Raw genomic sequence first — 15,211 nt, 5'->3', positions numbered from 1 at the left:
GTCACTGTGGGTCCTTGGACTCGTTCAGAGGAAGTAGAGCCGGTTGAGGGAGACCGATTCGGCGGGTTCGGAACTGAGCGGGTCACCGTCCAGGGTGACGAGGCCGCTGCGCGCGTCCACGTCGACGGTTCCGGTACGGGAGTTGAGGCGGAGGTCGGCGGGGCCGATGCCCCGGGTGCCCCGGACACCGACGCGGCGTCTGCGGGTCGGCATGGCGTCGGCCCCCAGCTGCGTGGCGGCCTGCGAGACGAAGGCGACGGAGAGATCGGCGGCGGTGGCCCCGTACGCGCCGAACTGCGGCCCGAGGACGAGGGGTTCGCAGGTGTCGGTGGCGGCGTTGGGGTCGCCGGTGACGCCATAGGCGGGAAAGCCGGACTTCAGTACCAGTTGCGGCTTCGCGCCGAAGAACTCGGGCCGCCACAGCACGATGTCGGCGAGCTTTCCCGTCTCGATGGAGCCGATCTCGTGCGCGAGGCCGTGGGCGATGGCCGGGTTGATGGTGAGCTTGGCCATGTAGCGCAGCACCCGGGCGTTGTCGTCGCCCGGTCCGTCGCCCTCCATCGGGCCGAGCTCGGCCCTCATCTTCCCGGCCATGGCGAAGGTGCGGCGAACGGTCTCGCCGGCCCGGCCCATGCCCTGGGCGTCGGACGAGGTGATCCCGATGGCTCCCAGGTCGTGCAGCACGTCCTCGGCGCCCATCGTGCCGGCCCTGATCCGGTCGCGGGCCATGGCGGCGTCACCGGGCAGGTCCGTCTTCAGGTCGTGAACGGAGACGATCATCCCGTAGTGCTCGGCGACCGCGTCCCGCCCGAAGGGGAGCGTGGGGTTGGTGGAGGAGCCGATGACGTTCGGCACGCCGGCCATCTTCAGGACGTTGGGGACGTGCCCGCCGCCGCAGCCCTCGATGTGGAAGGCGTGGATGGTGCGCCCCTCCAGGACGCGCAGGGTGTCCTCGACCGACAGGCACTCGTTCAGCCCGTCGCTGTGCAGGGCCACCTGGACGTCGTGCTCCTCGGCGACGCGCAGCGCGGTGTCCAGGGCGCGGGTGTGTGCCCCCATGTCCTCGTGGACCTTGAAGCCGCAGGGGTCTCAGATAGTAGGAAGTCCGAGTAATCGTGGAGACAGACCGGCGTGGCTGCCCTAGCTTTGTAGAAGCCGAACGTCTCGCTAGATCAAGCGACTGGCGGTCGTGAGCGCGCGCCCCGAAGCAGGCAACCCCTGCGGCGCCTGCTCCCCGCCCCTTCCGGCACCTCGAAATCCCTGATCTCGACATCACGTTCAAGATTTTCGATCTCGGAATCCTCGCGATCTCAAGGAGTCGATCCACCATGGCCGAGACCACTGTCCGCCGCCGCGTCCGCCACACCCACCGCCCGACCGAGTCGGAGCGGCAGAATGCCGCCGCCGCCCTGCAGCGTGCCCTCGACCGCAGGGACAACGGCGGCTCCACCGGTCACTGAACCGGGGCCGTCCGTCCGGCCGGCCCCGGCCGCGCTCAGCCCCGGCTGATCTCGAAGTGGTCGATGCGCTCGCCGGACTCGGCGAGTGCGGTGACCTTCATACGCGCGTGCTTCCCGGGCTCCACCTCCACCGCGAGGAACGAGAAGCCCGTGTAGCGCACCCGCGACCACTCCACGGTCTCGACGGCCTTACCGCCGCCCTTGACCACGTGGTACGTGTCCACGCTCTCCAGGTCCGTGACGTGACCCTCGTAGCTGTCGGGCGCCGGGAAGTTGTACAGCGCCTTGCCCGCGCCGCCCGCGGTGACGTACACGAGGCCGTCCCGCGTCGGGTCGGTGCGCTCACCGATCGGCACCTTGCGCTGGACCGCGTTCTTGAGGATCGCGTCGGTGCGCTCGTAGACGTGGTTGTGCCCGTTGATGACCAGGTCCACCTGGTGCTTCTCGAAGAGCGGCACCCAGGCGTCCCGCACCCCGCCGTCCGAGGCGTGCGCGTTGGTCGTGGAGAAGGCGCAGTGGTGGAAGAAGACCACCAGGAAGTCGATGTCGTGACGGGCCCGCAGCTCGCCCAGGCGCCGGTCCAGCCAGCGCGTCTGCTTGCCGCCGCTGATGCCGAAGTTGGCGGGGATCTCGTACGACACGTCATTGGCGTCGAGCGCGATCACGCCGACGTTGCCGTGCACGAAGGAGTACGCCCCGGGCTGGTTCACCGGGTCCGGGCCGTTGTCCGGCAGTGTCCAGCGGGCGTTCTGCCCGCCGTAGCCGTCGGGCGAGTACCAGGCCTCCATGTCGTGGTTGCCGGTCGTCACCATCCACGGCACGGTCTTGGAGACCGTCTCGGTCTGCGCCAGGAACTGATCCCAGGTGCGCGCGTCATAGGTGTCGCCGGTCTGGCCGGAGCCGGACGGGTCGGCGTAGCAGATGTCGCCCGCGTGCAGGTGGAAGGCGGGGTTCTGGCCGAGGATCAGCTGGTCGTTGCCGAGCGCGTGGTAGCTGACGCCCTGGTCGCCGAAGGCGGTGAAGGTGAAGGTCCCGGCGCGCGAGGGCGCCGTGGTGAAGGTGCCGAGCGTGCCCAGGTTGCGGGTGTCGGCCGGGTCGAAGCCGTCGTGGCCGACGCCGTAGTAGTACGTCGTGCCGGGCTTGAGGTGCTCCAGGGCCGCGTGCACGTAGTACTGCTCGGCGGCGGCGATCTTGCCGTCGTTCAGCAGCGGCGTGGTGAGGTGGCGCACCTCGGCGTCGATCTTCCGGCTGAGCGCCCACGGCTTGAGGCCGATCCGGATGTACGGGCGGCGCACGGCGAACGGGACCTGCCAGGAGACCGCCATCTGCGTCTTCGGGTCGCCGCCGTAGGCCAGGTGCCGGCCGAACGGCGCGACCAGCGAGCCGTCCACCCGGGTGGTGCTGTGCGAGGTGAGTACCGTCGGTGCGGCGTACGCGGGCGGGGCGGTCAGCGAGGTGCCGAGCCCGGCACCGGCGGCGACGGCCGCGGTCGCCACGCTCGTACGCAGCACTCCGCGTCGCGTCAGCCGGGTGCGCAGGTAGTCGTGCTGCTCGGCCATGCTCATGCGGTCGGCGAGCTTCTCGGGGATGCCGAAACGGGGGATGTCCATGGGCGACAACCTCCACCCGCTTCCTGACGACACTCCGTCGGGTAGGTGAACGGTACACGTACAGCTGCCCATGTGTCCGTATAGTGGACGTGAAATGTCATGGGGTGGGACGCCCAGTATCGTGCCGGACATGGCTTCCAGCATCAATCTCGCAGTGATCCCCGGTGACGGTATCGGCCAGGAGGTCGTCGCCCAGGGCCTCAAGGTCCTCAACGCTGTTCTCCCGCAGGACGTGAAGCTGGAGACCAAGGAGTACGACCTTGGTGCCCAGCGCTGGCACCGCACCGGTGAAACCCTCCCGGACGCGGAGCTGGAGGCCCTCAAGGGCCACGACGCCATCCTGCTCGGTGCGATCGGTGACCCGTCCGTGCCCTCCGGGGTGCTGGAGCGCGGGCTGCTGCTGAAGCTGCGGTTCGCCTTCGACCACTTCATCAACCTGCGGCCGTCGAAGCTGTTCCCGAACACGGCGACCCCGCTGGCCGGCCGTCCGGACATCGACTTCGTCGTCGTCCGTGAGGGCACCGAGGGCCCGTACACCGGCAACGGCGGTTCGCTGCGGACCGGCACGGAGCACGAGGTCGCCACCGAGGTCAGCCTCAACACGGCCTTCGGTGTCGAGCGCGTCGTCCGGGACGCCTTCGAGCGCGCCGCCGCCCGCCCGCGCAAGAAGCTGACGCTGGTCCACAAGAACAACGTCCTCGTCTACGCCGGCCACCTGTGGAAGAACACCTTCGACAAGGTCGCGGCCGAGTACCCCCAGGTCACCACCGACTACCTGCACGTCGACGCCGCGACGATCTTCTTCGTCACCCAGCCGGAGCGCTTCGACGTCATCGTCACCGACAACCTCTTCGGCGACATCCTCACCGACCTCGCCGCGGCCGTCTCCGGCGGCATCGGCCTGGCCGCCTCCGGCAACATCAACCCGACGGGTGCCTTCCCGTCGATGTTCGAGCCGGTCCACGGCTCTGCCCCCGACATCGCGGGCCAGGGCAAGGCCGACCCGACCGCCACGATCCTCTCCGTCGCCCTCCTGCTGCGCCACCTCGGCTACGAGGCCGAGGCCGTGCGCATCGAGGACGCCGTCTCCGCCGACCTCGCGGAGCGCGACGGGACTGCCCGCAGCACCGACGAGATCGGCGACGCACTCGCGGTACGCGTAGCGGGCTGATCCGACGACTCCTTTACGAAGCCGCCGGGTCGCACACGCACCCGGCGGCTTCTCCTGTGCGGCCCCGGGTGTCACCATCGAACCCTGGACCGCATTCACGTCATTTCGTGCACGGCTCCCCACGAGAGATAATCGAACGGGACCGTGGTCTGCCACGAAGCTCGGACGTCCTAGCACCTGTCCGACAGGAGCTGGCGTGGGCGTGGTCCTACACACACAAAACCGGTGAAGGACACGCACTCATGACGACGCCCACGATCGAGCTCAAGCCCTCCTCGAACCCGCTGTCCGACGCGGAGCGCGAGGCGATCCTGGTCAAGCCCGGATTCGGCCGCTACTTCACCGACCACATGGTGACGATCAAGTGGACCGACGGCCGCGGCTGGCACGACGCCCAGCTCGTCCCGTACGCGCCGCTGTCGATCGACCCCGCCAACATGACGCTGCACTACGGGCAGGAGATCTTCGAGGGGCTCAAGGCCTACCGCCAGCCCGACGGCACGGTCGCCACCTTCCGTCCCGAGGCGAACGCCGAGCGCTTCCAGTCGTCCGCCCGCCGCCTCGCCATGCCGGAGCTGCCCGTCGAGACGTTCGTCGCGGCCTGCGACGCGCTCGTCCAGCAGGACGCGGCCTGGGTGCCGGCCCACGGTGGCGAGGAGTCGCTGTACCTGCGCCCGTTCATGATCGCGACCGAGGTCGGGCTCGGTGTCCGGCCCGCCAACGAGTACCTCTTCCTGATCATCGCCTCGCCGGCCGGCGCCTACTTCCCCGGCGGTGTGAAGCCCGTCTCCATCTGGCTCTCCGAGGACCGCGTCCGCGCCGTCCCCGGCGGCATGGGCGACGCCAAGACCGGCGGCAACTACGCCGCGTCCCTCCTCGCTCAGGCCGAGGCCGCCGCCAAGGGCTGTGACCAGGTCGCCTACCTCGACGCCGTCGAGCACAAGTGGGTCGAGGAGCTCGGCGGGATGAACCTGTACTTCGTGTACGGGAACAAGATCGTCACCCCCGCCCTGACCGGTTCCCTGCTCGCGGGCATCACCCGTGACTCGCTCCTCAGGCTCGCCGCGGACCTCGGCTACGAGCCCGAGGAGAAGCGCGTCTCCATCGACCAGTGGCGCGACGACACCGCGAACGGCACCCTCACCGAGGTCTTCGCCTGCGGCACCGCCGCCGTCATCACCCCCGTGGGCACCGTGAAGAGCACGGGCGGCGAGTGGGTCCAGGGCGACGGCACGCCGGGCCCGGTCACCCTGCGGCTGCGTGAGCGCCTGCTGGACATCCAGCGCGGTGTCGCGGAGGACACCCACGGCTGGATGCACCCCATCGGCTAGCCGACCCCTTACCCGCAGAAGGCCGCGTCCGCAGGGCGCGGCCTTTTTGTGTGGGAAGACTTGGAGCGTTGCTCGAAACGATACGTCTCGAGGTTCCATTTCCCCGCACCTCATGGTTAGAGTGCTGCTCTAAACAGGAGGTACGACGACGTGCGACTGACCCCGACCGAGCGGGACCGGCTGCTGCTCTTCGGCGCCGCCGAGCTGGCCCGCGCCCGCCGGTCCCGCGGCCTGAGGCTGAACGTCCCCGAGGCCACCGCCCTGATCGCGGACACCGTCTGCGAGGCCGCCCGCGACGGACGCCGGCTCGCCGAGGCGATCGAGGCCGCCCGCCGGGTGCTGGGTCCGGACGACGTGCTGCCCGGGGTCGCCGATGTCGTCACCGAGGTCCATGTGGAGGCCGTCTTCGACGACGGATCACGGCTCGCCGTGGTCTCCCGGCCGCTGGGTGTCGGCCTCGGCGACGAGGCGCCCGGTGCCGTCGTCCCCGGACCCGCGACGCCGGAGCCCGAGCCCGCGGTACGGATGGGCGTCCGCAACACGGCGACCGTCCCGGTCTCCGTGACCTCGCACTTCCACTTCTTCGAGGCCAACCCGCGGCTCGACTTCGACCGGGCGACGGCGTACGGGATGCGGCTCTGCGTGCCCGCGGGGTCCTCGGTCCGTTTCGGGCCGGGGGAGCGCGTCGAGGTGGGCCTGGTGCCCATCGGCGGCGACCGCGTCGCGATCGGGTTCGCCGGGCTGGTCGACGGGCCCCTCGACGCACCCGGAGCCCGCGAGGAAGCGCTGCGGCGGGCAGCCGCCTGCGGCTACCTGGGGGCCGCGCGATGAGCATCGACCCGTACGAGTACGCCTCCGTGCACGGCCCGCGCGCCGGTGACCGGGTCAGGCTCGGCGACTCCGGGCTGACCGTCAGGGTCGAGTCCGACGCCCAGAAGTCCGGCGACGAGTTCCTCGCAGGATTCGGCAAGACCGCCCGCGACGGCCTCCACCTCAAGGCCGCCGCCGTCCGGGAGACCTGCGACGTGGTGATCAGCAACGTGCTGGTCATCGACGCCGTGCAGGGGATCCGGAAGGTGTCGATCGGCATCCGCGAGGGACGGATCTCCGCGATCGGCCGGGCCGGGAACCCGGACACTCTCGACGGGGTTGACGTCGTCGTCGGCACGGGGACCTCCATCGTGTCCGGCGAGGGCATGATCGCGACCGCCGGAGCCGTCGACACCCATGTCCATCTGCTCTCGCCGCGGATCATGGAGGCCTCGCTCGCCTCCGGCGTCACCACGGTCATCGGCCAGGAGTTCGGCCCGGTCTGGGGCGTCGGCGTGAACTCGCCGTGGGCCCTGCGCCACGCCTTCAACGCCTTCGACGCCTGGCCGGTCAACATCGGCTTCCTGGGCCGCGGTTCCTCCTCCCACGAGGCACCGCTCGTCGAGGCGCTCGCCGAGGGCGGGGCCGGAGGTTTACGCGCGCTCACGCCCCACTCACTCTCAGCTCCCGGATGAGCGCCCGGACGGCGAGTGATCGTGCCAGCTCAGGGGTGGTGACGTAGCCCACGGACCGCGTCGGGCGCTCCGGCCCGAGAGCGGTGATCGCGACCGTGTCCGGTGCTCGTTCGAGTGACAGTTCCGGCATGATCGCCATGCCGAGACCACGGGACACGCGCCGGCCGGTACGTCGGCTCCCCCGTGCGGGTCTCCTCGTACCGCATCCGCAGAGCGGCCGGATCACTCCGGACGTCACCGCCCTCGACGGCTTCGAGCGGACCGTGGACGGCTTCCTGGGAATGCTGCGCGGCGAGAACACCGGCAAGATGCTGATCCGCACGGGCGCCCGGGCGAGCGAGACTCCTCCCCCGCACCTCCCCGGTACTCAGCCGCCATTTGAGTAGCTGTCCCGTGTCGAAGAATCGTGCGTCGCACGAGAGTTGGCCCCATGAACGGCCTCTACGCTCTCAAGCCCTGGTACGCGAACCGGCTCTCCGGTGTCCGCGCCTCGCTGGTCCGCCGTGAGGTGTCGCCCGACACCCTCACCGCCGCCGGCGTCGTCGCCGCGGCGGGCGGCGCAGCCGCGCTGGCCTGGCTGCCCACCGGACTCGCCGCCCTGCCGGTCGGCGTGCTGCTCGCGGCCCGGCTCGCCTTCGCCAACCTGGACGGGGCGCTGGCCCGCGACACGGGCCGCACGACCCGGCGCGGTGCGGTGCTCAACGAGCTCGGTGACCGGGTCGCGGACCTGGTCGTGCTGGCCGGCTTCCTGGCGCTCGCCCCGCTCTGGCTGGTGGCGGTCGCCGCACTCGCGGCGACGCTGCCGTCCTGGGTGTCGCTGGCCGGCGCCGCGGCCGGTGCGCCGCGGCGCAACGGCGGCCCGGTCGGCAAGACCGAGCGCTGCCTGCTGGTCGTGGTCGCAGCGGCGAGCGGCTGGGCTGTCCCGGTACTGATCGTGATCGCCGCCGGTTCGCTGCTCACTGCGGTGCTCCGGCTGGCCGGGCTGTGGAGGGAGCTGGCATGAGCGCCGTACTGATCGCCGAGGAGGCGGCCGCGCGGGCGGTGCCGCTGGTCGCGGGTGTGCTGGGGGCGGGCGGGGTCGCGGTCGCGGTCCTCCCCTCGAAGGTGCGGATGCGGGCCGAACTGCGAAGGCGGTGGCGGACCTGGGCGCTGGTCGCGCCGGTCTTCCTGGGGGCGTACCTCCTGGGCGGCGGCGGTACGTACGCACTGGCCGCGGGGCTCGGGGTGATCGCTGCGAGCGAGTTCGTCCGGATGGCGGAGCTGCGGCGCGGCGACCATGTGGTCCTGGCGGCCGCCGCTGTCGTCCTCCCGGCACTGGCCTGGCTGGCCCCGCACCTCCTGGACCTGCGGGCGGCGGCGCTGCTGCTGGTGGCGGCCGCGCTCCCGTCGGTGCTGGCCGGGGACGACCGGACGGGCTTCACCCGGACCGCCCGGACCGCGTTCGGGCTGCTGTGGATCCCCGTCGCGCTGACGGGCCTGGTGACGCTCGGCGAGACGGGTGTCGCGGTGGGCCTTGCGGTGGCGCTCGGCGATGTGGGCGCCTGGTGCGGCGGCACGGCGCTGGGCCGGCGCGGCCCGCTCGCCCGGCCGCTGTCGCCGCTCTCCCCCAACAAGACCTGGGCGGGCGTGCTGGGCGCGGCCGTCGCAACCGCCGTACTCCTGCTGGTGCTCGGCGAGTTCAGCCTCCCCCTGTGGGCGGCGGTGATCGGCGGCTGTGTCCTCGGCGACCTGATCGAGTCCATGGTCAAGCGCGAGTCCGGGGTCAAGGACGCGGGCAGCTGGCTGCCCGGCTTCGGCGGCCTGCTCGACCGGATCGACTCCCTGTTGGTGGCCCTTCTCCTGGCGACGGTGATGACGTGATGAGTACGCTCCTGAGCACGCCTGTCCGAGCCGTCCTCCCGCGCCGCTCCCGTGTCGCCGCCGCACTGCGGCGCGGACTGTGGTGGGGCGTGCTGAGCCTCACCGGTGGGGTGGAGCGGCGCGGCCGGCTGCCGCGCGGCGGCTGTGTGGTGGTCGCCAACCACTCCTCGCACGCGGACACCGCGGCGCTCCTCGCGGCGCTGGACGCCCGGCACAGCCCGGCGATCGGGGCTGCGGCCGACTACTGGTTCGCCTCCCCGTGGCGGCGGCGGATCTGCCGCAGGCTGGCGGCCGGGTTCCCGGTGCGGCGGGGCGGCGGCGGGATGGAGGACCTGCTCACGATGGCGGGTGAACTGCGGGCGGGCCGGGCGGTCGTGCTGTTCCCCGAGGGAACCCGTGCGGAGGACGGCTCGCTGGGCACCTTCCACCGGGGCGCGCTGGTCCTGGCCGAGGAGGCGGGGGTGCCGGTCGTGCCGGTGGGGATCGCGGGCACGGACCGGCTGCTGCCCAAGCACGGGCGGCTGCGTTCGGCGCTGGTCCGGGTGACGATCGGTGAGCCGCTGCCGTCGGCCGTCTCCCCGGAGGAGGCCCGCGACGCGGTGGTGGCGCTGCATACGCGTGCGGTCGCCGAGCCGCTGAGGGACTCCGCGACGCGGCGCCGGGTGGCGGCGGTCGTCACCTCGCGCTGGAGTGTGCCGCTGGCGTTCTGCTGGGCGTTCGCGGAGGCGCTGAGCTGGCCGCTGATGCCGGAGCTGCTGCTGGGCGTGGTGTGCGTGGCGGTGCCGCGCGCGGCGCTGAGGATGTCCCTGGGCGCGCTGGCCGGCAGCCTGGCGGGCGGTCTGCTGGCGCTGCACCTGGCCTCGGCCGGCGTTCACCTGCCCGCGCCGCTGACGACGGACCGGATGCGGGCGGAGGTCCGGCACGAGCTGGCCCTGGAGGGTGCGTCCGCGGTGCGCCACCAGCCGTGGAACGGCATCCCGTTCAAGGTGTACGGCGCCGAGGCGGGCCGCGCCGGCGTCCCCGCGCTCGACTGGCTCACCGCTTCGGCGGCGGCCCGCGGCTCACGCACCCTGACGGTGGGCCTCGCTTTCGCCGGCTTCGGCCTCCTGATGCGCCGCCACCGCCGCCAGTACGGCCGCTACCTGGTGCTGCTGGGCGGCGGGTTCGCGGCGGGGCTGTCGCTGATCGTGCACGGGTGGGGCTGAGCGACCGGCCGCCTCGGCAGATCCAGGTCGCACATCGCGCAGACGTAGTACTGCTCCCGTACGACATTGAGCGCACCGCACCCGTCGCACCAGCGGAACGTGAACGCGGACGTGAAACCGCCGCTGTGGACGACAGCGGCTGCTTCGAGGGCGGCGGCGACCGCGGGCCAGGACATCTCGGCGTCCGGGCAGTACCCGGTCGACTGGTTGGTGATCTCCTCCGCCACCCAGTGGCCGCCCGCGCGCACCAGCGTGATTTCTCCCGCACCCAGGACCGGCGCTCCCCCGGCGCATGCCACGTGCTCGCTGCGCCGCGGGGCCAGCCGCAGAACGCCCTCCACCGTGACGACGAAGGTGTACACCTCGCCTTCCCGGACCGCCGACGGCTCGAAGGGCCGTCCCCGGCTGTCCCGTCGCACGGCGGCGAGGATGTCCGCAGGACCGACGTACGGGTGGAGCGGGTACGGACACATGGCGCCCACTCTGGCAGCGCCCTCCGCGCACCGCACCCGAAATGGAAACCGCCTCCCGGCCGGCAGGGGAACCGGTCGGGAGGCGGAGTTCGTGGCGGGGTGCCGGGAGGGCGGCACCCCGAGGGCTGTCAGCCCTGGTGGGGGTAGGTGTACTCGGTCGGCGGCACCAGCGTCTCCTTGATGGCCCGGGTCAGGGTCCAACGCTGGAGGTTCTGCGGGGCGCCCGCCTTGTCGTTCGTACCCGAGGCGCGGCCGCCACCGAAGGGCTGCTGGCCGACGACAGCACCGGTCGACTTGTCGTTGATGTAGAAGTTGCCCGCGGCGTACCGCAGCTTCTCCATCGTGTACGCGGCCGCGGCGCGGTCGTTCGCGATGACGGCACCGGTCAGGGCGTAGTCGGAGACCGACTCCATCTGCTCCAGCATCTCGTCGAACTTGTCGTCCTCGTAGACGTGGATCGCGAGGATCGGACCGAAGTACTCGGTCGTGAAGACCTCGTTCTCCGGGTCGCTGCACGCGATGACGGTCGGGCGGACGAAGTAGCCCACCGAGTCGTCGTACGTGCCGCCGGCCACGATCGTGCACGCCGGGTCGGCCGCGGCGCGGTCGATGGCGGCCTTGTTCTTCGCGAAGGCGCGGTCGTCGATGACGGCACCCATGAAGTGCGACAGGTCGGTGACGTCGCCCATCGTGATGGAGTCGACCTCGGCCGCGAACTTCTCCTTGAAGCCGGCGTTCCAGATGGAGGCCGGGACGTAGGCGCGCGAGGACGCGGAGCACTTCTGGCCCTGGAACTCGAAGGAGCCGCGGGTCAGCGCGGTCTTCAGGATCGCGTGGTCGGCCGAGGGGTGGGCGACGACGAAGTCCTTGCCGCCGGTCTCACCGACGAGGCGCGGGTAGGTGCGGTACTTCGCGATGTTGTTGCCGACCGTCTTCCACAGGTGCTGGAAGGTGGGGGTCGAGCCGGTGAAGTGGATACCGGCCAGGTCGCGGTGGTTCAGGGCCACCTCGGAGACGGCGATGCCGTCGCCCGTCACCAGGTTGATGACGCCCTTGGGCAGACCGGCCTCCTCCAGGAGCTGCATCAGCAGCACGGCGGCGTGGGTCTGCGTGGGGGACGGCTTCCAGACCACCACGTTGCCCATGAGGGCGGGGGCGGTGGGCAGGTTGCCCGCGATGGCCGTGAAGTTGAACGGCGTGATCGCGTAGACGAAGCCCTCCAGCGGGCGGTGGTCCATGCGGTTCCACACGCCCGGGGAGTTGGCCGGGGGCTGCTCGGCCAGGATCTGGCGCGCGTAGTGCACGTTGAAGCGCCAGAAGTCGACGAGCTCGCAGGGGGTGTCGATCTCGGCCTGCTGGGCGGTCTTGCCCTGGCCGAGCATCGTGGAGGCGGCCAGCGTCTCGCGCCAGGGACCGGAGAGCAGCTCGGCGGCGCGCAGGATGATGGCGGCGCGGTCGTCGAAGGCCATCGCGCGCCAGGCCGGGGCGGCGGCGAGGGCGGCGTCGATCGCGTCCTGCGCGTCCTGCTCGGTGGCGCCGGCGAACGTGCCGATGACGGCCTTGTGGTTGTGCGGCTGGACGACGTCGAAGCGCTCGCCGCCACCCATCCGCTTCTCCCCGCCGATGGTCATCGGCAGGTCGATGGGGTTCTGGCTGAGCTCCTTGAGCTTGGCCTCCAGGCGGGCGCGCTCCGGGGAGCCCGGGGCGTAGGAGTGGACCGGCTCGTTGACCGGCGCGGGGACCTGGGTGACAGCGTCCATGGTTTCCGTTGCTCCTTCAGTAGAGGGTTGGAGGGGGCTCAGCCCTTGGTGAGGATGGAGCGGCCGAAGAACAGCAGGTTGGCGGGCTTCTCCGCGAGGCGGCGCATGAAGTAGCCGTACCAGTCGGTGCCGTACGCGGTGTAGACACGCATGCGGTGGCCCTCGGCCGCGAGCCGGATGTGCTCGTCGCTGCGGATGCCGTAGAGCATCTGGAACTCGTACTCGTCGAGCTTGCGGCCGGCCTTGCGGCCCAGCTCCTGGGCGATGGCGATCAGCCGCGGGTCGTGGGACCCGATCATCGGGTAGCCCTCGCCCTCCATCAGGGTCTTCAGGATGCGGACGTACGCCTTGTCGATCTCGGCCTTGTCCTGGTACGCGACGGAGGCGGGCTCCTTGTAGGCGCCCTTCACGATGCGCACGCGGCTGCCGGCGTCGGCCAGCCGGCGGGCGTCGTCCTCAGTGCGGAACAGGTAGGCCTGGATGACGCATCCGGTCTGCGGGTGGTCCTTCCGCAGCTCCTCGTGGATGGCGAACATCGAGTCGAGGGTGGTGTGGTCCTCGGCGTCCAGGGTGACCGTGGTGCCGATCGCGGCGGCGGCCTCGACGACCGGGCGGACGTTGGCGAGGGCCAGCTCGTGGCCGCCCGGGAATGTGGGGGCGAGCCCGGAGGGCTCTCCGTTGAGGGTGGTGGCGGGCGACGGGAGGGACTGGCCGAACATGGAGAGCTTGACGGACATCTCCGCCTTCGTGCCCAGGCCGAGGTCCTTGAGGCGGCCGACGAGCTCCAGGTAGGCGTCGCGCGCGGCGGCGGCCTGCTCGGGGGTGGTGATGTCCTCGCCGACCACGTCGAGCGTGACTTCGAGCCCCTTGCCGGCGGCGTCCTCGATGATCGGGACGACCTGCTCGACCGACTCACCGGCGATGAACCGGTCGACGACCTGCTTCGTGCCCGGCGCTGCCGAGATGAAACGGCGCATCTTGTCGCTGCGTGACGCGGCGAGAATCACGGGACCCAGCACGGGGCACCTCCACGGAAAGTACGAACGAAGGCCGAACCGCCACAAGTGCCTGATAGGGAACAGAAGCGGTACAGCACGGAGAACCACCGTGAAATCTAAGGATCCCTCCGATCCTGTGCCATCGACAGCTGTCACGCATCCGTGCCCTGGATCTCAGACATATGTCTGAAGGGGTGCGAGAATGGCCGGGTGAAGGGCGATTACCAGGAGCTGGTCGACGAGATCTCCGCGCTGCTCGGCGTCCCCGCGACGCTGGAGAACCGGGACTTCGGCCTGGTCGCCTTCGGGGCACACGACAGCGACGACGACACGGCGATGGACCCGGTCCGTACCCGTTCGATCCTGACCCGCCGATCGACCCCGGCCGTCCGGGCCTGGTTCGAGAACTTCGGCATCACCCGCGCCACCGGCCCCGTCCGCATCCCGGCCGCCCCGGAAGCCGGTGTCTACCGGGACCGGATCTGCCTGCCGGTACGCCATCGGGGTGTCGTGCTCGGTTACGTATGGCTGCTGGACGCCGACCCGGGGCCGACCGACCAGCAGCTCGACGCGGCGATGGACGTGGCGGCCAGGATCGGGGCGCTGCTCTCCGACGAGGCACGGGCGGGCACCGATCTGTCCCGGGAGTTCAGCGCGGTCCTCACGGCGGGGCGCGGCTGGCAGCGCGACATGGCGGTGGCCGCGTTCAGCGAGGCCCTCGGCCCGGACGCCGAGGGGCTGCACACCGTGGTGTGCGTGACGCCGTGGCCGGACGACCCGCCGTCGGTGCGCACGGTGCCGTCGGCGGCAGCACTCTCCGGCGCCCCCTCCCCGGGCGGCACGGGGACCCCGGCGCTGGCCGCGCTGGTCCGGCTGCGGTCGCACGACGTCCTGGACCCGGCGCTCACGGCCGCCGACCGGCTGCGCACCACTGCGGGAACGGCCGCCACCGCGGGAATCGCGGTGCCCCGCCGCGGTCTGGCGGATCTGGCCGACGCCTGGCGCGAGGCCTCCGCCGCGGCCCGGGCGGCGGCGGCGGAGACGCGGTTCGGCCCGGTCACCGAGTGGTCGGCCATCGGCCCGTACCGGCTACTGACCGCGCTCACCCCGGACACCTTGCCGGACCACGCGGTCCGCCCGCTGCTCACCCCGTCGCATCGGGACCTCGCCCGCACCGCCGAGATGTTCCTCGACTGCGCGGGCCAGGCGTCCCGGACCGCCGCAGAGCTGGGCATCCACCGCCAGACGCTCTACTACCGCCTCTCCCGGGTCCAGCAGCTCACCGGCCTGGACCTGAACGACGGCGAGGACCGGCTGCTGCTGCACATGGCGCTGAAGGCGTCCCGGCTCTGAGTGCCTGTAGGTTCCGCGATTCGGTGCGCACTGTACTCATGAGATGCGCACCCGATGCGCAATTCCAAGGATCTGTGCGCACTGACTCCGCGCCGTAACTAGCTTCCATCGCATGGCCGTTCAGAGTCCAGCCTCGGCACGCAGGAAGTACGAGCAGTCGATAGCTTCAGTCCGCTACGACGACGCGTCGGTGCGGGAGATCCCGTTCAGGGATCTGCGGTTGGCGGATTTCACATGGCCGGCGCCGTGGCGGAGGTTTCGCTCCGTCCACGGGTCTGCGGTTGCGGCAGGGGAAGATCGCCGAGATGGCGGGCAGCAGCACCAGCACCGTCCGCCACGCACTTCTTGAGGCCGGCATCCCGCTCCGCCATCGTCTACCAGCCGGACATTTCGAACGGACCGTCTCGCGCGCCTGACTGGAGGAGCAATACCAACAAAGGGGACGTTCAGTTCAGGACATCGCCCGCGAGCTAGACATCAAACAA

General features: G+C 71.2%; 12 protein-coding genes and 4 pseudogenes. 10 read left to right on the top strand and 6 right to left on the bottom strand.

Annotated elements, in window-relative coordinates:
• Positions 1 to 24 precede the first annotated feature (24 nt).
• Positions 25 to 1,080, bottom strand: a pseudogene (locus ACIOEW_RS20890) (urease subunit alpha); the annotation flags it as partial.
• A 248-nt stretch (positions 1,081 to 1,328) separates the two neighbouring features.
• Here ACIOEW_RS20890 and ACIOEW_RS20885 point away from each other — a divergent pair.
• The gene (locus tag ACIOEW_RS20885) at positions 1,329 to 1,460 is read left to right on the top strand and encodes a hypothetical protein (protein WP_261991728.1); all 132 of its coding nucleotides are present in this window, start codon (positions 1,329 to 1,331) and stop codon (positions 1,458 to 1,460) included.
• A gap of 35 nt (positions 1,461 to 1,495) precedes the next feature.
• Here the strand turns inward: ACIOEW_RS20885 and ACIOEW_RS20880 are convergent, their stop codons facing one another.
• Positions 1,496 to 3,070 (bottom strand): purple acid phosphatase family protein, encoded by a 1,575-nt coding sequence (locus tag ACIOEW_RS20880; protein WP_401965072.1) that lies wholly within the window; start codon positions 3,068 to 3,070, stop codon positions 1,496 to 1,498.
• A gap of 130 nt (positions 3,071 to 3,200) precedes the next feature.
• Here ACIOEW_RS20880 and ACIOEW_RS20875 point away from each other — a divergent pair, with 130 nt between their 5' ends.
• The 4 genes and pseudogenes from ACIOEW_RS20875 to ACIOEW_RS20860 form a co-directional block, all read left to right on the top strand.
• Positions 3,201 to 4,241: a 3-isopropylmalate dehydrogenase gene (locus ACIOEW_RS20875; RefSeq protein WP_385284064.1), complete on the top strand. Its 1,041-nt coding sequence runs from the start codon at positions 3,201 to 3,203 to the stop codon at positions 4,239 to 4,241.
• A gap of 242 nt (positions 4,242 to 4,483) precedes the next feature.
• On the top strand, positions 4,484 to 5,572 hold the full coding sequence (locus tag ACIOEW_RS20870) for a branched-chain amino acid aminotransferase (RefSeq protein ID WP_362556095.1): 1,089 nt from the start codon (positions 4,484 to 4,486) through the stop codon (positions 5,570 to 5,572).
• Positions 5,573 to 5,722: 150 nt separating this feature from the next.
• Positions 5,723 to 6,403: an urease subunit gamma gene (gene ureA, locus ACIOEW_RS20865; protein ID WP_401965070.1), complete on the top strand. Its 681-nt coding sequence runs from the start codon at positions 5,723 to 5,725 to the stop codon at positions 6,401 to 6,403.
• Positions 6,400 to 7,041 (top strand): annotated as a pseudogene (locus ACIOEW_RS20860) (amidohydrolase family protein); the annotation flags it as partial. The gene ureA and the pseudogene ACIOEW_RS20860, both read left to right, overlap by 4 nt.
• A gap of 4 nt (positions 7,042 to 7,045) precedes the next feature.
• On the opposite strand, the pseudogene ACIOEW_RS20855 reads toward ACIOEW_RS20860, so the two are convergent.
• Positions 7,046 to 7,234, bottom strand: a pseudogene (locus ACIOEW_RS20855) (LysR substrate-binding domain-containing protein); the annotation flags it as partial.
• A 34-nt stretch (positions 7,235 to 7,268) separates the two neighbouring features.
• Between ACIOEW_RS20855 and ACIOEW_RS20850 the strand changes: the two are divergent.
• The 4 genes and pseudogenes from ACIOEW_RS20850 to ACIOEW_RS20835 form a co-directional block, all read left to right on the top strand.
• Positions 7,269 to 7,463 (top strand): annotated as a pseudogene (locus ACIOEW_RS20850) (hypothetical protein); the annotation flags it as partial.
• A 44-nt stretch (positions 7,464 to 7,507) separates the two neighbouring features.
• A complete protein-coding gene (locus ACIOEW_RS20845) occupies positions 7,508 to 8,080 on the top strand; it encodes a CDP-alcohol phosphatidyltransferase family protein (protein ID WP_362556101.1) in 573 nt (190 codons plus the stop codon).
• Positions 8,077 to 8,937: a phosphatidate cytidylyltransferase gene (locus tag ACIOEW_RS20840; protein WP_362556103.1), complete on the top strand. Its 861-nt coding sequence runs from the start codon at positions 8,077 to 8,079 to the stop codon at positions 8,935 to 8,937. Before ACIOEW_RS20845 ends, ACIOEW_RS20840 begins: the two co-directional genes overlap by 4 nt.
• Entirely contained in the window at positions 8,937 to 10,142 is a 1,206-nt protein-coding gene (locus tag ACIOEW_RS20835) for a lysophospholipid acyltransferase family protein (protein WP_401965069.1), read from the top strand. The genes ACIOEW_RS20840 and ACIOEW_RS20835 overlap by 1 nt, the downstream gene beginning before the upstream one ends.
• On the opposite strand, the gene ACIOEW_RS20830 is transcribed toward ACIOEW_RS20835, so the two are convergent.
• From ACIOEW_RS20830 to ACIOEW_RS20820, 3 genes are all read right to left on the bottom strand, one after another.
• Positions 10,076 to 10,615: a hypothetical protein gene (locus ACIOEW_RS20830; RefSeq protein WP_401965067.1), complete on the bottom strand. Its 540-nt coding sequence runs from the start codon at positions 10,613 to 10,615 to the stop codon at positions 10,076 to 10,078. The two genes, ACIOEW_RS20835 and ACIOEW_RS20830, sit on opposite strands and share 67 nt — an antisense overlap.
• A gap of 128 nt (positions 10,616 to 10,743) precedes the next feature.
• On the bottom strand, positions 10,744 to 12,375 hold the full coding sequence (gene pruA, locus ACIOEW_RS20825; RefSeq protein WP_362556109.1) for an L-glutamate gamma-semialdehyde dehydrogenase: 1,632 nt from the start codon (positions 12,373 to 12,375) through the stop codon (positions 10,744 to 10,746).
• A gap of 38 nt (positions 12,376 to 12,413) precedes the next feature.
• Positions 12,414 to 13,394 (bottom strand): proline dehydrogenase family protein, encoded by a 981-nt coding sequence (locus ACIOEW_RS20820; RefSeq protein ID WP_362556111.1) that lies wholly within the window; start codon positions 13,392 to 13,394, stop codon positions 12,414 to 12,416.
• 189 nt (positions 13,395 to 13,583) lie between these two features.
• Between ACIOEW_RS20820 and ACIOEW_RS20815 the strand changes: the two genes are divergently transcribed.
• On the top strand, positions 13,584 to 14,726 hold the full coding sequence (locus tag ACIOEW_RS20815; RefSeq protein WP_401965066.1) for a PucR family transcriptional regulator: 1,143 nt from the start codon (positions 13,584 to 13,586) through the stop codon (positions 14,724 to 14,726).
• Positions 14,727 to 15,211: the final 485 nt, after the last annotated feature.

Source organism: Streptomyces sp. NPDC087901 (assembly GCF_044742205.1).
In the GTDB taxonomy this organism is placed as follows: domain Bacteria; phylum Actinomycetota; class Actinomycetes; order Streptomycetales; family Streptomycetaceae; genus Streptomyces.
This window is presented reverse-complemented; position numbering and strand designations above follow the sequence as displayed.

What these genes read in the sequence shown, in the direction of transcription:
- ACIOEW_RS20885 (WP_261991728.1), top strand. Translation starts at nt 1,329, where the DNA reads ATGGCCGAGACCACTGTCCGCCGCCGCGTCCGCCACACCCACCGCCCG.
- ACIOEW_RS20880 (WP_401965072.1), bottom strand. Translation starts at nt 3,070, where the DNA reads ATGGACATCCCCCGTTTCGGCATCCCCGAGAAGCTCGCCGACCGCATG.
- ACIOEW_RS20875 (WP_385284064.1), top strand. Translation starts at nt 3,201, where the DNA reads ATGGCTTCCAGCATCAATCTCGCAGTGATCCCCGGTGACGGTATCGGC.
- ACIOEW_RS20870 (WP_362556095.1), top strand. Translation starts at nt 4,484, where the DNA reads ATGACGACGCCCACGATCGAGCTCAAGCCCTCCTCGAACCCGCTGTCC.
- ACIOEW_RS20845 (WP_362556101.1), top strand. Translation starts at nt 7,508, where the DNA reads ATGAACGGCCTCTACGCTCTCAAGCCCTGGTACGCGAACCGGCTCTCC.
- ACIOEW_RS20840 (WP_362556103.1), top strand. Translation starts at nt 8,077, where the DNA reads ATGAGCGCCGTACTGATCGCCGAGGAGGCGGCCGCGCGGGCGGTGCCG.
- ACIOEW_RS20835 (WP_401965069.1), top strand. Translation starts at nt 8,937, where the DNA reads ATGAGTACGCTCCTGAGCACGCCTGTCCGAGCCGTCCTCCCGCGCCGC.
- ACIOEW_RS20830 (WP_401965067.1), bottom strand. Translation starts at nt 10,615, where the DNA reads ATGTGTCCGTACCCGCTCCACCCGTACGTCGGTCCTGCGGACATCCTC.
- pruA (WP_362556109.1), bottom strand. Translation starts at nt 12,375, where the DNA reads ATGGACGCTGTCACCCAGGTCCCCGCGCCGGTCAACGAGCCGGTCCAC.